20 protein-coding genes are annotated in these 18,591 nt (G+C 52.3%); 18 read left to right on the forward strand and 2 right to left on the reverse strand.

The genetic code is table 11. From position 1 onward, the window contains the following. Positions 1–151: 151 nt before the first annotated feature. The 7 genes from Q0Z69_RS12710 to Q0Z69_RS12740 all read left to right on the forward strand — a co-directional run bounded on the left by Q0Z69_RS12710 (position 152) and on the right by Q0Z69_RS12740 (position 7,995). Positions 152–1,267 (forward strand): ABC transporter substrate-binding protein, encoded by a 1,116-nt coding sequence (locus Q0Z69_RS12710; RefSeq protein ID WP_298034188.1) that lies wholly within the window; start codon positions 152–154, stop codon positions 1,265–1,267. A 554-nt stretch (positions 1,268–1,821) separates the two neighbouring features. After that, positions 1,822–2,601, forward strand: a complete 780-nt coding sequence (locus Q0Z69_RS12715) for an ABC transporter permease (protein ID WP_298034192.1) — start codon at positions 1,822–1,824, stop codon at positions 2,599–2,601. Next, complete coding sequence (locus Q0Z69_RS12720; protein ID WP_298034195.1) at positions 2,598–3,389, forward strand: ABC transporter permease; 792 nt, start codon at positions 2,598–2,600, stop codon at positions 3,387–3,389. The genes Q0Z69_RS12715 and Q0Z69_RS12720 overlap by 4 nt, the downstream gene beginning before the upstream one ends. After that, complete coding sequence (locus Q0Z69_RS12725) at positions 3,386–4,141, forward strand: ABC transporter ATP-binding protein (RefSeq protein WP_298034199.1); 756 nt, start codon at positions 3,386–3,388, stop codon at positions 4,139–4,141. Before Q0Z69_RS12720 ends, Q0Z69_RS12725 begins: the two co-directional genes overlap by 4 nt. Before the next feature lie 29 nt (positions 4,142–4,170). After that, positions 4,171–4,914 (forward strand): ABC transporter ATP-binding protein, encoded by a 744-nt coding sequence (locus Q0Z69_RS12730; RefSeq protein WP_298034264.1) that lies wholly within the window; start codon positions 4,171–4,173, stop codon positions 4,912–4,914. Between the two features lie 37 nt (positions 4,915–4,951). Continuing rightward, a complete protein-coding gene (locus tag Q0Z69_RS12735; RefSeq protein WP_298034202.1) occupies positions 4,952–6,472 on the forward strand; it encodes a sulfatase in 1,521 nt (506 codons plus the stop codon). After that, on the forward strand, positions 6,469–7,995 hold the full coding sequence (locus Q0Z69_RS12740) for a sulfatase (RefSeq protein ID WP_298034205.1): 1,527 nt from the start codon (positions 6,469–6,471) through the stop codon (positions 7,993–7,995). The genes Q0Z69_RS12735 and Q0Z69_RS12740 overlap by 4 nt, the downstream gene beginning before the upstream one ends. A gap of 265 nt (positions 7,996–8,260) precedes the next feature. On the opposite strand, the gene Q0Z69_RS12745 is transcribed toward Q0Z69_RS12740, so the two are convergent. Continuing rightward, positions 8,261–9,142: a LysR family transcriptional regulator gene (locus tag Q0Z69_RS12745; protein WP_298034208.1), complete on the reverse strand. Its 882-nt coding sequence runs from the start codon at positions 9,140–9,142 to the stop codon at positions 8,261–8,263. A gap of 308 nt (positions 9,143–9,450) precedes the next feature. Here Q0Z69_RS12745 and Q0Z69_RS12750 point away from each other — a divergent pair, with 308 nt between their 5' ends. The 4 genes from Q0Z69_RS12750 to Q0Z69_RS12765 are packed head-to-tail and all read left to right on the forward strand — an operon-like array spanning position 9,451 to position 12,018. Further along, on the forward strand, positions 9,451–9,699 hold the full coding sequence (locus Q0Z69_RS12750; RefSeq protein WP_298034211.1) for a hypothetical protein: 249 nt from the start codon (positions 9,451–9,453) through the stop codon (positions 9,697–9,699). A gap of 16 nt (positions 9,700–9,715) precedes the next feature. Further along, the gene (locus tag Q0Z69_RS12755) at positions 9,716–10,690 is read left to right on the forward strand and encodes an alpha/beta hydrolase (protein ID WP_298034214.1); all 975 of its coding nucleotides are present in this window, start codon (positions 9,716–9,718) and stop codon (positions 10,688–10,690) included. 13 nt (positions 10,691–10,703) lie between these two features. Beyond that, positions 10,704–11,243, forward strand: coding sequence for a flavodoxin family protein (locus tag Q0Z69_RS12760; RefSeq protein WP_298034217.1), 540 nt, complete (start codon positions 10,704–10,706; stop codon positions 11,241–11,243). Between the two features lie 16 nt (positions 11,244–11,259). Beyond that, positions 11,260–12,018, forward strand: coding sequence for a carboxymuconolactone decarboxylase family protein (locus Q0Z69_RS12765; RefSeq protein WP_298034220.1), 759 nt, complete (start codon positions 11,260–11,262; stop codon positions 12,016–12,018). A 241-nt stretch (positions 12,019–12,259) separates the two neighbouring features. On the opposite strand, the gene Q0Z69_RS12770 is transcribed toward Q0Z69_RS12765, so the two are convergent. Then, complete coding sequence (locus Q0Z69_RS12770) at positions 12,260–13,051, reverse strand: IclR family transcriptional regulator (RefSeq protein ID WP_298034224.1); 792 nt, start codon at positions 13,049–13,051, stop codon at positions 12,260–12,262. 237 nt (positions 13,052–13,288) lie between these two features. On the opposite strand from Q0Z69_RS12770, the gene Q0Z69_RS12775 reads away from it, so the two are divergent. Genes Q0Z69_RS12775 through Q0Z69_RS12805 form a run of 7 tightly spaced genes read left to right on the forward strand, consistent with a single transcriptional unit; the run spans position 13,289 to position 18,571 of the window. Next, positions 13,289–13,852 (forward strand): MFS transporter, encoded by a 564-nt coding sequence (locus Q0Z69_RS12775; protein ID WP_298034229.1) that lies wholly within the window; start codon positions 13,289–13,291, stop codon positions 13,850–13,852. After that, positions 13,843–14,697 (forward strand): UxaA family hydrolase, encoded by an 855-nt coding sequence (locus Q0Z69_RS12780; protein ID WP_298034231.1) that lies wholly within the window; start codon positions 13,843–13,845, stop codon positions 14,695–14,697. Before Q0Z69_RS12775 ends, Q0Z69_RS12780 begins: the two co-directional genes overlap by 10 nt. Before the next feature lie 8 nt (positions 14,698–14,705). Next, the gene (locus tag Q0Z69_RS12785) at positions 14,706–14,912 is read left to right on the forward strand and encodes a ferredoxin family protein (protein ID WP_298034234.1); all 207 of its coding nucleotides are present in this window, start codon (positions 14,706–14,708) and stop codon (positions 14,910–14,912) included. A gap of 11 nt (positions 14,913–14,923) precedes the next feature. Continuing rightward, positions 14,924–15,988 carry a 3-methyl-2-oxobutanoate dehydrogenase subunit VorB gene (gene vorB / locus Q0Z69_RS12790; protein WP_298034237.1) on the forward strand — a complete coding sequence of 355 codons (1,065 nt, stop codon included), beginning with the start codon at positions 14,924–14,926 and terminating at the stop codon, positions 15,986–15,988. An 11-nt stretch (positions 15,989–15,999) separates the two neighbouring features. Next, entirely contained in the window at positions 16,000–16,752 is a 753-nt protein-coding gene (locus tag Q0Z69_RS12795) for a thiamine pyrophosphate-dependent enzyme (protein ID WP_298034239.1), read from the forward strand. Next, the gene (locus tag Q0Z69_RS12800) at positions 16,749–17,303 is read left to right on the forward strand and encodes a 2-oxoacid:acceptor oxidoreductase family protein (RefSeq protein ID WP_298034241.1); all 555 of its coding nucleotides are present in this window, start codon (positions 16,749–16,751) and stop codon (positions 17,301–17,303) included. The genes Q0Z69_RS12795 and Q0Z69_RS12800 overlap by 4 nt, the downstream gene beginning before the upstream one ends. A gap of 17 nt (positions 17,304–17,320) precedes the next feature. Then, positions 17,321–18,571, forward strand: coding sequence for a lactate racemase domain-containing protein (locus tag Q0Z69_RS12805; protein WP_298034244.1), 1,251 nt, complete (start codon positions 17,321–17,323; stop codon positions 18,569–18,571). Positions 18,572–18,591: the final 20 nt, after the last annotated feature.

Here is an 18,591-nt window from a genome sequence, read left to right on the forward strand (position 1 = left end):
GATTGGCGATTTTCATCCGGCCAAAATTGGCGATTTTCGCCCGGCCCGGAATGGCGATTTTCGCCCGGCGCTAACAACGCTTGTTTTAACGGAATTTAAAGAATTTTAAAAATATATGATTCCGTGAAACATCATAGAAGGAGGATATCTAATGAAAAAGAGTAAAAAACTCATCTCTCTGCTGTTGGTTCTCACCTTGATCGCCGGTGTTCTGGCTGGCTGCGGCAAAAAGGAGGATGCTCCAGCTGAGGACCCCAAAACAGAAGCGCCTGCCACTGAACCGGAAGGCGCCAAGAAGTTTGAGACCCTGAATGTAGGTACTCAGCCTGTTACCGTTGGCTTCCCAGTACTCTATGCCGACGAGCAGGGTTGGTTCGACGAGGTCGGACTGGATGTCAACATCGTGATCTTCCCCACCGGCGCCCCCATCAACGAGGCCATTGCCGCTGGTGAACTGGACGTGGCTTGTTCCGGCTTTGCCTCTGTTTACGCTCTGGCAAACTCTGACTGCAGTTGGTTGGCTGATGTCAACACGGCAGGCGGTATGGGCTTGTATGCCCGTCAGGACTCTGCCATCGTTAAGGCAGGCAAGAATTTGGCGAATTTGCCTAACGTCTACGGTGACGCTGAAAGCGTGAAGGGAACTCAGATTCTGGAGCCTTTGGGAACCTCCGCACAGTTTGCCACTGAGAGTTATTTGAACCTGCTGGGCCTGACTGATGGCGATGTGGAACAGGTCCATATGGAATATGCCCCCGCATATCAGGCATTTACCGCTGGTGAGGGTGATATCGGTTCTTTTTCTCCTCCTTACTCCTACTCTATGGAAACGGACGGCCACGTGGAGATCTGTTCCTTTGAGGATGCTACCGGCGTTGTGCTGACTGACGGCTGCTTTGCGAGAAATGAGGTCATCGACGAGCGTTCTGAGGAAGTGCAGCTGTTCATCGAAGTGTTGCTGCGCGCTATGGATGCGCTGCAGGATGATGATTTGCGCTTTGAGTACACACAAAAGAAGTACGCTGAAAATGCTCAGGATGTCACCGATGAGCAGATGTGGAATGAGATCCGTGACCGGGCATACTGCGGTACTGAGTATGTCAGCAGCGACAGCTATGTGTTCGGCGATTGCTGGGGCGCCATTACCGACTTCCTGGTGAAAGTTGAGAAGATCCCCGCTGAAAACGCTCCCAACGTGTTCGCTTCCTTCAATCCCTCTTTCCTGGAAAAGGCTACTGGTCTGACTGTGGAAGTCTACCAGCAGTAAATTGCTGCGGAGCAGCATTGACGTAAATTTGCTGAGGGCCCACACAGTTTATGGAGATTTAAGCTGTGTGGGCCCTTTCTCAAGCACCGTTTCATACCCTCAGTGAACAAAGGGCAACGCGGTTTTTCAGGGCATCTTCAGCGGCTGGCGGCGTTATCCTCGTTGCCGGGCGGCAGCCCGGCTGCCTCGTCTGCCTTGCCAGCCGCTAAATCTGCTCCTGAAAAACTCCAAAGGACCTGCCAGCGAGAAAAAATCGGTGCTGGCAAGGAAGAGGACGACGGTGGGCTGACGCCCACCTAGGACGATGACGCTGCCAACGTTGATTTTAGCCGCCGGCAGGCGTGTTGCCCTATGTCCACTGAGGGTACTGTTTCCTGATAGAAAACTTAAAGAAAGTTTTTTGTTGCGGCGCAACACGCCGCCGCGCCTGCGTCGCGCAGGAAACGTATGGACTTTCATCACAGGCGGCTTTGCCGCCGGTGCCGCATAAGCGGCCCTCATAAAGCAATAAAATTGTTTTATGAGTGATTAGTATCAAAGAAAGGCTCTTGCGTATGAAAAAAAAGAAAAGCTATATTTGGCTGTCAATTCTCTCCATTGCGTTTTTCTTGGGCCTGTGGTGGTTTGTGACGGATGTGATCGGTATGTTCAAAAGTACTGTTTTGCCCAGTCCTGTCGTTGTGGCGCAGACCTTTATCAAAAAAATGTCCAGCACCGCGCCAGATGGAGCCACACTTCCCCAGCATATTTTCTCCTCTTTGAAAATCGCTCTGTCTGGCTATTTGGCCGGTGTTGTAATTGGAACACCTATTGGTATCATGATGGCCTGGTATAAACGGGTCGATCTGTTTGTTCGCCCCGTATTTGACCTCATTCGCCCGATTCCCGGCATCGCCTGGATCCCTCTGATGATCATTATGTTCGGCATCGGTATGACATCCAAGGTCGTTACGATTTTCCTTTCTGCCTTTGTCCCCTGTGTTCTCAACTCCTATACCGGTATCCGTCAAACCAAGGATGTCCATCTCTGGGTCGGTCAGACATTCGGAGCATCGAACTTCCAGATGCTGCTTCATATTGCGATTCCCACGGCCCTTCCCATGATCATGGCAGGTGTTCGCGTTGCATTGGGTTCTTCTTGGACTACCATTATTGCAGCGGAATTGCTGGCCTCAACCCGTGGCCTCGGCTTCATGATTCAGCAGGCCCGTGGTATTTATCGGCCCGATATCATCATCTGCGGCATGCTGGCCATCGGCGCAATCGGTTCCCTGCTCAGTTATGTATTGCAGAAAATAGAAAACAGAGTTGTAAAAGGGGTGATCCATAATTGAAAACGAGATTCAGAGGAGCCTCCAAATATGAGACGGCCATCTGCGCCGCGATCTCTATCTTTGTATTTTTATGCCTTTGGGAGCTGGCAGTACGTACCACAGCTGTCGGGCTTTTCATCAGCAGTCCGATCACTGTTATAGGAAAAACGCTGCGAAGCATCGTAGAGCCGCTTGGCACACACACGATTCAGGGGCATGTTCTGTGGAGCCTCAGCCGCGTTGCTGTGGGATTTGTGGTTGGCTCTGTGGCTGGTGTTGTCGTCGGCGTTTTGATGGGGTGGTATCGGATTTTTGAAGCGATTGTCCGCCCGCTGTTTGAAGTCATCCGTCCGATCCCTCCGATTGCTTGGATCCCGCTGGCGATCCTATGGTTCGGCTTAGGGGAAAGCTCCAAATACTTTTTGATTTTTCTGGCCGTATTCAGCAACGTCACTATGAACGCATACTCTGGAGCCAGAGCGGTTGATCAGACATTGGTAGGCGCTGCGAAAATGCTTGGTGCCAACAACCGGCAGGTATTCACGTCCATTGTTTTGCCCTCTTGTGTTCCTCAGATCTTCGCGGGACTGCAAATCGGTCTTGGGTCCGGATGGGCCACTGTGGTAGCCGCTGAAATGGTTCGCTCCTCTGAGGGCGTTGGCTGGGTGATCACCAAGGGACAGGATCTAAATAATCCTCTCCAGATCCTGGTCGGCATTGTCGGTATTGGCGTTATCGGCTATATTCTTGCTGTTTTGATGCGCGCGATCGAGGCCAAATTGTGTGTATGGAGTGAAAGAGGCAAATGAGAAAGAAAATCATTGAGTGTTCACGGGTTTCCAAGGAATTCACCACTGATCGCGGTACGGTGAACGTGCTTCAAAACATCGATTTGGATGTGTATGAAAACGAATTGCTTGTGCTCTTCGGCCCTGGTCAATGCGGAAAGTCAACTTTTATCAACTGCATGGCAGGGCTGGATATCGCAACTTCCGGTCATGTAACAGTCAATGGGCATAAGGTGGAAAAGCCAGGGCCGGACCGCGGAGTTGTTTATCAGCGCACGGCGCTGTTCCCGTGGCTCACTGTGATGGGCAATGTGGAATATGGCCCGAAGTGCAGAGGAATGGGCAAAAAGGAGCGGCGTGAAAAAGCCCAGTATTACATCGATCTGGTCGGCCTGACCGGCTTTGAAAACGCATATCCCTCTAAGCTGTCTGGCGGAATGCAGCAGCGGGTGGGTATTGCCCGCGCATATTGCAATGAGCCGACCGTCATGTTTTTGGATGAGCCTTTTGGGCACTTGGATGCCCAGACCCGCTATTTGATGCAGGAAGAACTGATCCGCATCTGGGAAAAAGAGAAGCGCACCATTGTGTTTGTTACCAATAATATCGAGGAGGCCATTTACCTGGCCGATCGTATTGTCCTGATGACAAATTGCCCTTCGACCCTAAAGGCAGAATATCAGATCGATCTGTCTCGTCCCCGTGATTACACGACCCCTGAATTTCTGCAGCTCCGGGAAGAAATATCCGCGGTTGTGGATAAATCGATTTGAGAAGGGAGGCTATGGCTGTGTCTGATAATATGGATAGAGAGATCAAAGTAAAAGTTGACCATATGACGAAGCGTTTTGGCGATTTGCTCGTTTTGGATGACATCTCTTTTAATGTGAAGAAGGGCGAATTCCTGTGCATCGTTGGACCTACCGGCTGTGGAAAGACGACCTTTTTGAACTGCATCACCAAACTCTATGAGCCAACTTCTGGAGAGATCCTTTTAAATAATGAGCCTGTAAACCTGAAAAAACATAATGTGTCCTACATTTTCCAGGAATACTCTACTATGTCTTGGCTGACAGTGGAGGAGAATATTGCTTTCGGCCTCAAAATGAAAAAGCGTCCCCAAGAAGAAATCAATCTTGCTGTCGCAGAGATGCTGGAGGTCGTCGGTCTGACAGATTACAAGGATTACTATCCCGCAGAATTATCTACCTCCATGCTCCAGCGGGTCGTGATCGCCAGAGCTTTTGCAACAAAGCCAGAATTGCTCTTGATGGATGAGCCCTATGGGCAATTGGATATCGACCTTCGGTTCAAATTGGAGGATGAGCTTTTAAAGCTGTGGAGAGCCACTGGAACCACCGTCATCTTCATAACCCACAATATCGAGGAAGCCGTTTACTTGAGTGAAAACATCCTGATCCTTACCAATAAGCCCACCAGCATCAAAGAATATATGAAAAATGAACTGCCCTGGCCCCGGAACGTGGTCTCTCCCGAATTTGTGAAAGTGCGCAACCGCGTCACCGAACTGATCAAGTGGTGGTAATACACAGGCCCACCAGGGCTGGCAGGAGGAATACAGCATGAAAACAATCGTAATTTTAATGGACAGTCTGAATCGCAGATGTCTGTCCACTTATGGCGGTTCCTGGGCGCACACGCCGAACATTGAGCGTCTGGCCCAGCGGAGCTGCGTCTTTGATAATCATTTTGTGGGTTCCGCCCCCTGTATGCCAGCGCGCCATGATATCCTGACCGGACGTCTGGACTTTCTGGAGCGGAACTGGGCGCCTGTGCAGCCTTTTGACTGTACTCTGCCTCAGGTCCTTCGCAAACATGGGATCTTCAGTGAAATGATTACGGATCACTATCACTATTTTCATTTGGGAGGCGAGAACTATTTTCCGCTGTTTGACTCCTGGGAGTTTATCCGCGGGCAGGAGCACGACACCATGGCGCCTAACTTGGGCGCCCCTATCCAGAAGCCCCATTATGGGAATTACGACGAGCAGTATGAGCGCAACCGTTTGCAGTTTCACACTGAGGCGGATTACCCCTCTCCCAAGACCCTGGCACAGGCAGCAGCCTTTTTGGATGACCACTATGCGGACAAAGATTTTCTGCTGTTCGTAGACTCCTTCGACCCCCATGAGCCATTCGATTTTCCAGACGATACACCGGGCGCTCAGGAGGACACATACAGCGACAAGCTGTTCTACTGGCCTCTGTATGGACCGGCAGACGCAGTCCCTTCCGATGCTGTGGAGCACGCACGCAGGCGTTATGCTCAGGTCGTGGCCATGAGCGACCGCTGGCTGGGCCGTGTGCTGGATGTGATGGACCGCCACGATATGTGGGAGGATACGACTGTGATTTTTACCACGGACCACGGTTTCATGATCGGTGAAAAGGATCTGCTGGGCAAAAACTTTATGCCCTGCTACAATGAAGTATATCATATTCCCCTGATGATCCACACCCCGGAGATGACCTCGCAGACACGCTGCTCTGCACTGACCCAGAATATCGACCTCATGCCTACCATCTTGGCCCTGTATCATATCCCGGAAAGCAGCTGCCGCTATCCTCTCCACGGTAAAAACCTGCTGCCCCTGCTGCGGGGCGAGGCCGAGCGCGTACGGGATGCCGTGATCTACGGAATGTACGGACGGCACGTCAACATCTGTGATGGCCGCTATACATACTTCCGCGCAGCATGCCGGGCAGACAACCAGCCCCTCTATCTCTACACGGCAATGCCCAGCACCATCAACCACTATTGGGATGAGGAGCATCTGACTGATCTGTCCGCCATCACGGCAGGTCCCTTCCTGAAGTGGACGAAGTATCCTGTCTATAAAATCCCCGGAAATATCACTGTGCTCTCCGATTTTTCCCATCGGTTCACCGTGCGGGATGAGATCGTCAGCACAAATATGCTGTTTGATCTCTCTGTGGACCCCCAGCAGGAACATCCTCTGGAGGACGCTGAAGCAGAGTCTCTCATGTGTGAAAAGCTTGTCCGGGAAATGAAGCGTCACGACAGTCCCGATGAGCAGTTTGTCCGTCTGGGTTTATGTGAATACGCAGAGGCCTGCCAATGAAAACCATCTTTATTCTGGCTGACAGCACCAACCGCCGCTTTCTTAGCATGTACGGTGCCAAGCACCCAGCCCTGACGCCCAATTTGGACCGCCTGGCGGCGAGGGGCACCGTATTTGATAACCACTGGTGCGGTTCTGCTCCCTGTATGCCCGCCCGCCGGGACATCTTGACTGGCCGGCTCAATTTTCTGGAAAAACCCTGGGGCGGCCTCGAACCATTTGACCAGACGCTGCCCGCTTTACTGAAGACCCGCAACGTTTACAGTTATATGTTTACCGACCACTATCTCTACTATCACGTAGGCGGCGAGAACTACTGGAACGATTTTACTTCTCACGAGATGATCCGCGGCCAGGAGTTCGATGCGCTGAACATGCCTGCGGGCCGGGAAGGCATTGTCACCCAGCAGCGGCCTGCGGGCTACAAGGGGATCTATTCTCAGGAGCACGATGAGACCTACGGACGCTTCGCCAGCGAAGAGGAGTATCCCAGTCCCATGACCATGAAAAAGGCCGCCCAGTGGCTGGAGAAAAATGCGGATGCCGATAACTTCCTGCTGTGGGTAGAGGGCTTTGATCCCCATGAGCCATTTGATGTACCTCAAAAGTACATTGACATCTATCGGGAAGAGGATGGCGACGATTACGAGGGTATGCCCTGCTATTGGCCGGAATACCGCAAAAATATCTTCACCGATCAGGAGACCCGCCACCTGAATGTCCGTTATAAGGCTCTTCTGACTATGACGGACCACTACATCGGCAAGATCTTCGATGTGCTGGACCGACACAACATGTGGGATGACACCATGGTCATTTTTACCACGGACCACGGATATATGTTGGGGGAGCATGGTTACATGGCCAAAAATTATATGCCCGCCTACAACGAGGTGTTCCATATCCCTCTGATCGTGTGGTATCCTAACGCAAAGGTAAAACGCTTTACAGGGCTAACCCAGAACATTGACATGTTCCCTACCATTTTGAATCACTTCGGCGTGGACATGGGCCAGATGCACTATCCCATCCATGGGAAAAATCTGATACCTGTCCTGTTGGGCGAAGCAAATAAGGTCCGGGACGGCATTCTCTATGGGTACTTTGGTAAAAGCGTCAATTATACTGACGGTAAGTTCACCTATCTGCGGGCTGCGAAGGATGAAGACAACCGTCCGCTGTATGTCTACACAGCCATTCCCACTACCTTGCGCCAATACTACGGCGTAGGCTGCATCAAACTCGAAGACTACAGCAAAATTGGCTTTGGCCGCCTGCCCTTTACCAACTATCCTGTTTACAGGATACCAGCGGATATCATCGATTTCAAAAATCCCTCTCAGGAGTATGGCAAACGCTCTGATTACAACAGCGAGAGCTGTCTGTATGATCTCGCGAAAGACTATGAGCAGGAGCATCCTATTGAAGACGCTGCTTTGGAAGCAGAATACATCGCGCGTCTAAAAGATGCAATGCGTTATCATGGCAGTCCTGAGGAACAGTTCCAAAGGCTCGGATTATAGTATCGTAAGCGGTAGGTCTCCATGGGCTAAAACGGTTCAACGCGATTCCCTAAACTTAGGGAATCGCGTTGAACCGTTTTGTATGATAGGTGGAAAAGGCCGTTCCTTGAGAGAATCAGCGCAGTGATGATCAATGACCCTGCCTGTGGGTGGAGTAAGCCAAACGTTTTTCTTTTTGCGGGCAGATTTTGTATGAACTATGGCCGGGCCAAGCAGGAACCGTAAAATACATGCTGATATTTTGCGCGGCTAAAGAGCTTGACTGTTACATCCTCCCAAACCGCTCCAGGACCTCCTTCTGCAGCACTTCCGCCGCCGGAGAAAAGACCTGGTACTTCTTCCAGATCATATACATCTTCGTCTCCAGCGGCGGCATCAGGGGGCGGAAGGTCAACTCACTTTCCTCACTGGTGTCGGCCAGCTTGTCAAAGGTAAGGGCATACCCCACACCCTCCCGCACCAAAACGCTGGCGTTGTAAGCCAGGTTGAAGGTGGCGACGATGCGGAGGGCGTCCATTTTCTGCTGAAACACCTTGGGATAGTCCTCGGTGATGCCCTGACGGGAACAGATCAAGGGCAGATCCAATAAATCATCCACACCGACAGCCTCCTTGCTGGCAAGGGGGCTGTCTTTTCGCATCAGGACGCCGTAGTGGTCGGTGGCGGGCAGCTCCAGATAATTGTATTTGGACAGATCCACCTCGTGGACAATGATGGCGAAGTCCAAAAGCCCCCGGTCCAGCCGCTCGGTCACATCGGCGGAGTTGCCGCTTTGCAGGTGGAGCCGCAGGCCGGGATACCGCTCCAACAGGGCCATGTAGCACCGGGCAAGATGCTTGATGCCGTCGGACTCGGCGCAGCCGACCCACACGTCCCCGCCGGTGAACTCGCCCAGGGACTTGAACTCCTCCAGCGTCTTGTCCGCCATGTTCAGAATGTCCTCCGCCCGTTTGCGCAGGAGCATCCCCTCATCGGTCAGCTTCACATCGTGGCTGCCCCGAACAAAGAGCTTTTTGCCCAACTCTCCTTCCAGATCCTTGAGCTGCTTGGAGAGGGTTGGCTGAGAGATGTGCAGCCGCTCCGCCGCCCGTGTGACGCTCCCTTCACGGGCCACCTCCAAAAAATAACGCAACACCCGAAGTTCCATATGACCGCCTCCTGGGGACAGTATATTGTCAATAAACTTGAAAAATCGCAAGCGATTTTTCAAGCGGGCTGCGCCCGCAGTGTGCTTTGCACACAGTTTTTAACAATGAAATCCAAATAAAGGATGCGCGCCGCGGCCTGTCGCAACGCTGATCCGCTGTGACACTTGACAGGTGATTTTACCACTTGTCAGACTATTTTGATTATAACAGATCGTGCTATTCTATTCAAGAATATCATGAAATGGGAAATAAGTATTTGCTATTTTAAAAGCTGGAAAATATAATCGAACCATCAGGAGGTGATGCTATGCCGCATATCGCAGACACCCAGGGGATCCTGCGTGAAAACCTCTCAGACGCCGGATGCGGCCCGGAATTGATCGAGCGATTTATGGCGCTGGCCGAACAGGGACAGGAAGAAGAGGGGCTGGCGCTCCTTGCCAAGCACCGGAAACACCTGCTGGATCGCTGTCACGCCGAACAGAAGAAGATAGACTGCCTGGACTATTTGGTTTATCAAATGAAAAAAGAAACGCGAAAAACACCTCAATTTTGAAAGGACGGGAACACATATGGAATTGAAATTGACGGCTGAATGGGACAAAACCTTCCCCAAGAGCGACCGGGTGGAGCACTGCAAGGTCACCTTCCGCAACCGCTACGGCATTACCCTGGCGGCGGATCTGTACCAGCCCAAGGGAGCGGAGGGCCGGCTGGCGGCCATCGCCGTGTGCGGGCCTTTTGGAGCTGTGAAGGAGCAATGCTCCGGTCTGTATGCCCAGACCATGGCGGAGCGTGGATTTCTCACCATCGCCTTCGATCCCTCCTTTACCGGAGAAAGCGGCGGAACGCCCCGGTATATGGCGTCTCCCGACATCAACACCGAGGACTTCCAGGCGGCGGTGGATTTCCTTTCGGTACAGGACAGCGTGGACCCCGAGAAAATCGGCGTCATCGGCATCTGCGGCTGGGGCGGCATGGCACTGAACGCCGCTGCTCTGGATACCCGGATCAAGGCCACGGTGGCCTCCACCATGTACGACATGAGCCGGGTCAACGCCAAGGGCTACTTTGATGCCGAGGACAGTGAAGAGGCCCGCTATGAAAAGAAAAAGGCTCTCAATGCCCAGCGCACTGCAGACTGCAGGCGGGGCGGTCATGAGTTGGGCGGCGGGGTTGTGGACCCTCTGCCGGAGGACGCTCCCTTCTTTGTGAAGGACTACTATGCCTACTACAAGACCCCCAGGGGCTATCATCCCCGGTCCCTCAACTCCAACGGCGGCTGGAATGTCACCGGCTGCATGTCCTTCCTGAACCAGCCTATTTTGTGCTACGCCGACGAGATCCGCTCCGCCGTGCTGGTGATCCACGGCGAGAAGGCCCACTCCTGCTATTTCAGCCGGGATGCTTTCCAAAAGCTCAAGGGGGAGAACAAGGAACTGCTCCTCATTCCTGATGCTGTGCATACCGATCTCTACGACGGCGGGGGGAAGAACGCCATCCCCTTTGGCAAACTGACGGACTTTTTCCGCAAACACCTGGCATGAGGAGGAACTAACCATGGGAAAGAATGTACTGATCATCACCGCCAGCCTGCGCCATAACAGCAATTCCGACGCCCTGGCTGCGGCCTTTGCCCGGGGGGCCAAAGAAGCTGGGAACGCTGTGGAGACCGTCAGCCTGAAGGGCAAAGCCATCGGCTTCTGCGTGGGGTGTCTTACCTGCCAAAAGACCCAGACGTGCGTCATTCGGGACGACGCCGCGGCCCTGGCTGAGAAGATGAAGTGCGCTGATGTGCTGGTGTTTGCTTCGCCAGTCTATTATTACAGCGTTTCCGGCCTGCTCAAAACATTCCTGGATCGCTGCAACCCCATCTATCCCTCGGACTACGCCTTCCGAGACGTGTACTTCCTGGCCACGGCGGCGGAGGCCGATGAGAGCGCCATGGACGGTCCTGTGAAGGCTATGGAGGGCTGGATCGACTGCTTTGAGAAGGCCCGCCTGGCCGGGACAGTGTTCGGCGGCGGCGTGGACGCCCCCGGCGAGATCAGCGGCCATGGATCGCTCCCAAAAGCCTATGAACTGGGCAAGCGGGTTTGAGGAAAGGGGAACCGATATGACGATCAAGCAGACGGCAGGCCGGGAGGCCCTGGGGGACTTTGCCCCGGAGTTTGCCCATTACAACGACGATATTTTGTTCGGAGAGAACTGGAACAACGGGGACATTTCCCACAAGACCCGCTGCATCATCACCGTGGTGGCGCTGATGTCCTCCGGCGTGACGGACTCCTCGCTGAAATATCACCTGGAAAACGCAAAAAAGGCAGGGGTCACCAGAGCGGAGATCGCCGCGGTCCTCACCCATGTGGCGTTCTATGCCGGCTGGCCCAAGGGCTGGGCGGTGTTCCGCATGGCAAAAGAGGTGTGGGCGGAGGATGCGCCTGCTGGGGACGCCAAGGCTGCCCACGCCGCCGGGATGGTGTTTCCCATCGGCGCGCCCAACGACGGCTTCGCTCAGTATTTCATCGGGCGGAGTTATCTGGCCCCACTGTCCACGGCACAAGTGGGTATTTTCAACGTGACCTTCGAGCCGGGCTGCCGCAACAACTGGCACATCCATCACGCCAAGTCCGGCGGCGGGCAGATCCTGATCTGTGTGGCAGGCCAGGGTTGGTATCAGGAGTGGGGCAAGGATGCCAAGGCGCTCCGCCCCGGCGACATGGTAAATATCCCTGTCGGGGTCAAGCATTGGCACGGCGCGGCGGCGGACAGCTGGTTTTCCCATCTGGCGGTGGAGGTCCCCGGAGAAGAAACTTCCAACGAGTGGTGTGAGCCGGTGGCGGATGAGGACTACCGGTTGTTGGCGGGCCTGTAAGGGAGACATACCAAAGGTGGGGAAGCAAAACTGTAAGCAAATATTTCAAGCATAAAGACAAGGAAAAAGTTCCTGATTTCGCAAGAAATCAGGAACTTTTTGGCAGACTGCTGAGCTTGAACCAATGACCTCCTGCGTGTGAAGAAATGCAGAGGATTTGATGCGGGAATCCTGTGCTGCCGAAGGACATACAGCACAGGCGATTGCTGAAGGGAAAACAATAATTTAAAGTCTCCGTAGATCAGAGAGAACTGATCTTAATATTCCGGTAGCCGGAAGCACGGGAAAGGATCGAGGCAAGATCTTTGACAATAGAAATATATTTTTGGGCGTCATCCCGAGTTTTGAGATCCAGGTGTGTAAGGCTGACAGCGGTCGTGATCGTGCCGTCTTTATTGTAAACCGGGGCGCTTACACAGCAAAGTCCTTGTTTGAATTCACGGAAGTCAATTCCATAGCCCTGACTGCGGATCGTTGCCAGCTCTTTGTGCAGAGCATCCTTATCTGTAATTGTATTCGGGGTGAGAGGGACCAGTTCCAAAGAGGATATGATCGACTCGATCACATTTTCGCTCTGATTTGCCAGCAGCACCTTGCCGGCACCAGTGCAATAGAGGGGAACGGACAGGTTTTGCCCGTCTTCAAACAGAGACCTCCTGGGGCATTCTGAAAGAAGGATTCCCTGGTTCAGTCCTGCAAGCGCCACCAGATGGCAGACAACACCTATTTCTGCCGCAATAGTTTCTGCCTGAGTGTTAAAGATTTCAACCATAGGAAAGCCCTCTTTATAGATTTTACCCATGACATAAACTTTTCCGGTCAGGCATATGCGCCCCTTTTCATTTTTATAAAGATATTTTTTCGCAATCAGCGTTTTTACCAGGTTTGTACAGGTAATGCGATTCATGGATAGATCGCTGCAGATGCTTGCAATGGTCTGCGAACTGCCCTGCTCGTTCAGATATTCTAAAATATCCAGCGCTCTGATTACAGAGCTGTTGATTTTTTCATTTGTTTCGGAATTCTGCTTCATGCCAGCCTCTCCTAAACAGCAAGTTTTATAAAATATATAAAATATAATACTATCTTTTTCAAATGAGTGCAAGAGCAAAAACGGAGCAATGCAAACAATCGACTATAAATGCACAGAAAACTATACATTGATATAAATATTTTTAACTTTCACTATTGACATTTCTGTCGAATTGTATATAATAATAGATAAATTAGCGGATATTAGTATATAAAATTTTATACAAGAGGCGTTGCGATGCTATCAAGGTTTGCACAGAAGTTCAGATTTCATTATGCGTGGATCATACTGATATCATGCTGTATTCTCCAGCTGGGGATGCAGGGCGTTTTTAATTACTGCTCCGGCGCCTTTTATGTTTCTGTTTCCGAATCGCTGGAGATCGGAGTCGGAGCGTTTTCTGTCTCAACCGCGCTCCACGGGATCGCGCTGGGGCTGTTCAGTCCCATCGGCGGGAGAATATACAGTAAAAAACATATGGGAAAGCAGATGGCCGCAGTGACAGCTGCCATGTGTTTCCTCTTTGCTTCCCTTTCAAGAGCGACTGCTGTCTGGAACTGGTATTTAGTGATGACGATTCTGGGTGCGATCGGCTCTATGATCCTGATCCTCCCGGTTCCGATCCTGATCAATAATTGGTTCGATAAAAACGCCGGCACTGTGCTGGCCATTGCAAGCTCATTCTCCGGGATCAGCGGTGCGATTGTTGTGCCGCTTGCGGCAAAAATCATCGCCGGTGAAGGCTGGCAGAAAGCATACTTGATCCTTGGCGCTGCGGCAGCGGCAGGCCGGTGGAGCTGATCGTGATCCAGGAGATCGGCGGAACGGTCAAGGCCGTGGAGAAGGGGGTCGAAATTGCTCAGCGCATGGTGGAAGAGGCAAACCGTCTGGAGCGGGTCGAGTGTCCCATCAGCGACTTGATGATCGGACTTGAGTGCGGCGGCTCTGACGCCATGAGCGGCATCACCGCAAACCCGGCCATCGGTATGCTCTCCGACTGGGTCGTTGAACGGGGCGGTACCACTGTCCTGACAGAGATGACCGAACTCATCGGAACAATGCAAGTTCTCAAGAGCAGGGCAAGAAACGAGGAAGTTGCTGAAAAGCTGGAAGCGGCTGTCAATAAGGCGCAGGAGATTGCGGTTCAGGTACTGGGCGAAAAGGCAGGCTATGCTATTGCGCCAGGCAATATGGACGGCGGCATGACTACTATTCAGGAGAAAGCGCTTGGCTGCATGAGAAAAGGTGGCACTTCTCCAATTATGGATGTAGTCGGCTACGGTGAGCGCCCTGCTGAAAAAGGACTCATCGTTATGGATGGCCCAGGCAATGACGCGGAGTCCATCACCGGACTTTCCGCAATGGGCTGCCAGCTTATCTTCTTTACCACCGGACGCGGCAACCCGCTGGGCCATGTGGTGACGCCGGTCGTCAAGATCGCAAGCAATGATGAGCTTTATGAGAAGATGAAGGACAACATCGATATGAGCTGCGGCGTCATGCTGGAAGAGGGCTATACCTTTGATGACATGCAGCAGGACATGGTGAAACTGATGCTTCGAGTGGCAAACGGAGAAAAAACAAAGGCGGAGATCCATGATACGAAGGCAATGGTCTGCCTGATGTCCTGGAACCCCGCAGTCTGAGAAGGAGGATGACAGCAGTGATCGAAATTGCAAAAGAACAGTGCAAGAGTTGTGCGTTCTGCGTAGAATTCTGTCCCCGAAAGGTGTTGAAGATTGGAGAGGAATCCAACCAGAAGGGATATCAATTCGCATACATGGCAGAATCCGAGAAGTGCGTTAGCTGCGGCATCTGTGCAATTGTGTGCCCAGATGCGGCAATCAGCCTGTATAAGTGATCGGAGGAAATATGAGCAGAGCATTTGTTAAAGGCGGAGACGCCATTGCAGAAGCTGCGATCCGTGCAGGATGCCGCTTTTTTGCAGGATATCCCATAACCCCACAGAACGAAATTCCCGAGTATTTTGCAAAGCATCTTCCGGAAGCCGGCGGCTCTTTTGTACAGGGCGAGTCCGAGACCGCGTCTATCAATATGGTATTCGGCGCTTCTCTTTCCGGTACAAGATGCATGACTTCCTCTTCTTCCTGCGGTATCTCTCTGAAGAGCGAAGGCTTTTCCTACCTGGCAGCAGCAAGACTGCCCAGTGTTATCTGTTCCGTTCAGCGCGGCGGCCCCGGTTACGGCAGCATTAAGCCGGCCCAGTCTGACTACCTGCAGGCAACCAAGGCGGCAGGCAACGGCGGCTTCAAGATGATCGTTTTTGCACCTTCCACGGTACAGGAGACCATCGATCATATTTATGAAGCATTTGATTATGCAGACAAGTACCGCAACCCGACCATGGTGCTGCTGGACGGCGTTATCTCCACCATGATGGAGCCTGTCGTATTCCCGGAGCCTCTGACAGAGGAACAGGTGCAGGCGATCAAGGATTCCAAGACCTGGGCGCTCAACGGCAAAAAGGCCGGCGATAAAAAGAAATTGATCACCGGCGGCGCAACCGAGCAGAGCAATATGGAGTGCGCGGAGATGTACGAGTATTGGGCGGAACATGAGACAAGAGCGGAAGAATATCTGGTAGAAGATGCGGAGTTTATCCTTACCGCTTACGGCACAACTGCTCGTGTTGCAAGAGCAGTTGTGGATACGCTTCGCAAGGAGGGGATCCGTGCAGGCCTTATCCGCCCGATCCTGGTGAATCCCTTCCCGTATAAGAGCTTTGCAAAGCTGGATTACAGCAAAGTAAAATGCGTCATCGATCTGGAAATGACCATTCCCGCCCAGATGATCGAAGATGTCAAGCTGGGCGTTCTTGGAAAGGCGCCGATCCGGACTGTCTTGAGATCCTGCGGCGAGGTCATGACTGATGATTTCGCGCTCGGCGGCGTCAAAAAAATCATTGAGGAATATTGAGGAGGGATAGCATGGAAAAAGTGATCAAAAGACCTAGCACTATCCCGGAAAACGCCATCAGCGGCTTTTGCCCGGGCTGTATGCACAGCACTGTCAATAAGCTGATTGGTGAAGTGCTTGATGAACTGAATGTAGTTGATAGGACCGTGGAGATCATCTGTATCGGCTGTGGGACCCTGAACCTCAAGTACAGAGAAAACGATCAGGCGGTTGTAGCACACGGCCGCGCCTGCGCGGTTGCTACCGGCTATAAGAGATGTAATCCGGACAAGCTGGTATTTACTTATCAGGGCGATGGAGACCTGGCATCCATCGGTATCGCAGAGACCATCTATGCCGCTAACCGCGGTGAAAATATCTCTGTTATTACCATCAACAATGCAATTTACGGCATGACTGGCGGCCAGATGGCTCCGACCACCATGCTGGGGCAAAAAGCAACGACCTGCCCCAACGGCCGAGATTTCAATGATGTCGGAGCTCCTGTCCACATGATGGACATCCTAAATACTCTGAAGGCACCGGTCTATCTGGAGCGCGTTTCCTGCAACACACCGGCTAATATCAAAAAGACAAAGGCCGCCATCAAAAAGGCCTTTGAGTATCAATTAGCAGGCAAGGGCTTCTCTATGGTAGAAGTCATTTCCAACTGTCCAACCAACTGGAATCTCAGTCCTTTGAAGACGCTGGAATACATGAAAGAGCACAACCTGAAGGAATTTCCTCTTGGCGTAGTTCGTGACCGTGGGGGTGAAATCAAATGAAAAGAAGTCTTTTGATCGGCGGCTTCGGCGGTCAGGGTGTCATGGTCACAGGCCAGCTGCTGTGCTACTGCGCGGCAGAGGAAACCGAGGACAAGCAGGTGACTTTCTTCCCATCCTACGGCGCAGAGCAGCGCGGCGGCACTGCAAACTGCTATGTCATCATTTCTGATACGGCAATCGGCTCTCCCATGGTTGATTATGCAGATGAGCTGATCGTATTCAATAACCCGTCCCTGGATAAGTTCGAAGAGTGCGTCAAGCCGGGCGGGACGATTATCATAAACTCCTCTGTTGTCGATAAAGAGCCAACCCGCAAGGATGTTAAAACTGTCAAGATCCCTGCTATAGAAATAGCGCTGAAACTGGGCAGCCCGAAGGTACAGAACCTTGTCATGCTGGGTGCTTATGTCGGCTATACCGGCCTTCTGGATCCGGAAGATGTCAAGCGCACTGCGGAGAAGAAGCTGGGTGGAAAGAGACCGGAATTCATTCCGCTCAACAATGCAGCATTTGACCGCGGCTGGGAAATCGGTCACGCAGCCGCTCGGTAATAGAGGGAGAAACAAAAATGAAGTTTCAACTTTCACAGAATAACTGGCAGGGGTTTGAGCCGGTAGAAATCAATCTGCCGGACGACTGGGACGTCCAATTTTACGGCATTCCGGGTGATGAAGTCCCTGCAATGACCAAGGAACAGCTGCAAGAAAAAATCAACAAGCCCTATGGCGCTGAAACGATATATGAGCAGGCAAAAAAGGCAAAAGAAGTCTGCATCATCTTTGATGATATTTCTCGGGGCACCCCGGTAAAGCCGATTGCGGAGATCGTTGTTGAGGAACTCAAGCGCGCAGGGGTCAAGGATGAAAATATCCGCTTTATCTGCGCACTGGGCACCCACGGAGCCCACAACCGGATCGATTTTGTCAATAAACTCGGTGCGGATATCTGCGATCACTATCCGGTCTATAACCACAACTGCTACGAGAACAATGTCTGCATCGGCAAGACCGTAAAGGGCTATGATGTTTGCTGCAATGCAGAAATGATGGCCTGCGACCTGCGGATCGGCATCGGCGCCATAACCCCGCATCCGTTCAATGGCTTTGGCGGCGGCGCAAAGATCATTTTCCCGGGCATGGCATCCATCGAGACCATCGCGGCAAACCATAAAGTAGCGGTGGACGATGTCCGCGCAAGAAAGATCAATGCTGTTGCAAACATGGGCGATATCAGCGTGGACGGCATGCGCAAGGAGATCGAGGAAATGGCCGGCATGGTCGGTCAGTTCTTCAAGATCGACTGTATCATCAATACAAAGCTGGAAATCGTTGACCTGTACGCAGGCGACATGATCGAAGAGTATTACGCATCGATCCCGGCGGCTCAAAAACTCTACGCAATGCCTAGATTCGAGGATAAGGACATTATCATCACCAACGCGAACGCAAAGGCAAATGAGGCACAAATCGCCATCGGTCTCGCCTCTCTCGTCGTCAATAAGGAAGGCGGCGACATCGTTGTTGTCAACCGGACCCATATGGGGCAGTGTACCCACTATCTCTTCGGCGAGTTCGGCAAGAATGCCGGAGGCAGAATGCACGGCCGTCTGCCGAAGGTCCGCCCGTGGGTCAACAACTACATCTTTTGGATGGAGCCGGATTTCGGCAGCAGGCACTGGTACGGCGACATTGATAAACAGATCTATGTGAATACCTGGCAGGAGGTCATTGATCTGCTGAAGAAAACGCATGGACCGGGGACCAAAGTGGGAATCATCGCAGACGGCACGATCTCCTGTTTCGAGCAGAAAAATTCTTAATGCGCAATTTGCCGAATAAA

Source organism: uncultured Dysosmobacter sp., from assembly GCF_947631165.1.
Lineage (GTDB): Bacteria > Bacillota > Clostridia > Oscillospirales > Oscillospiraceae > Oscillibacter.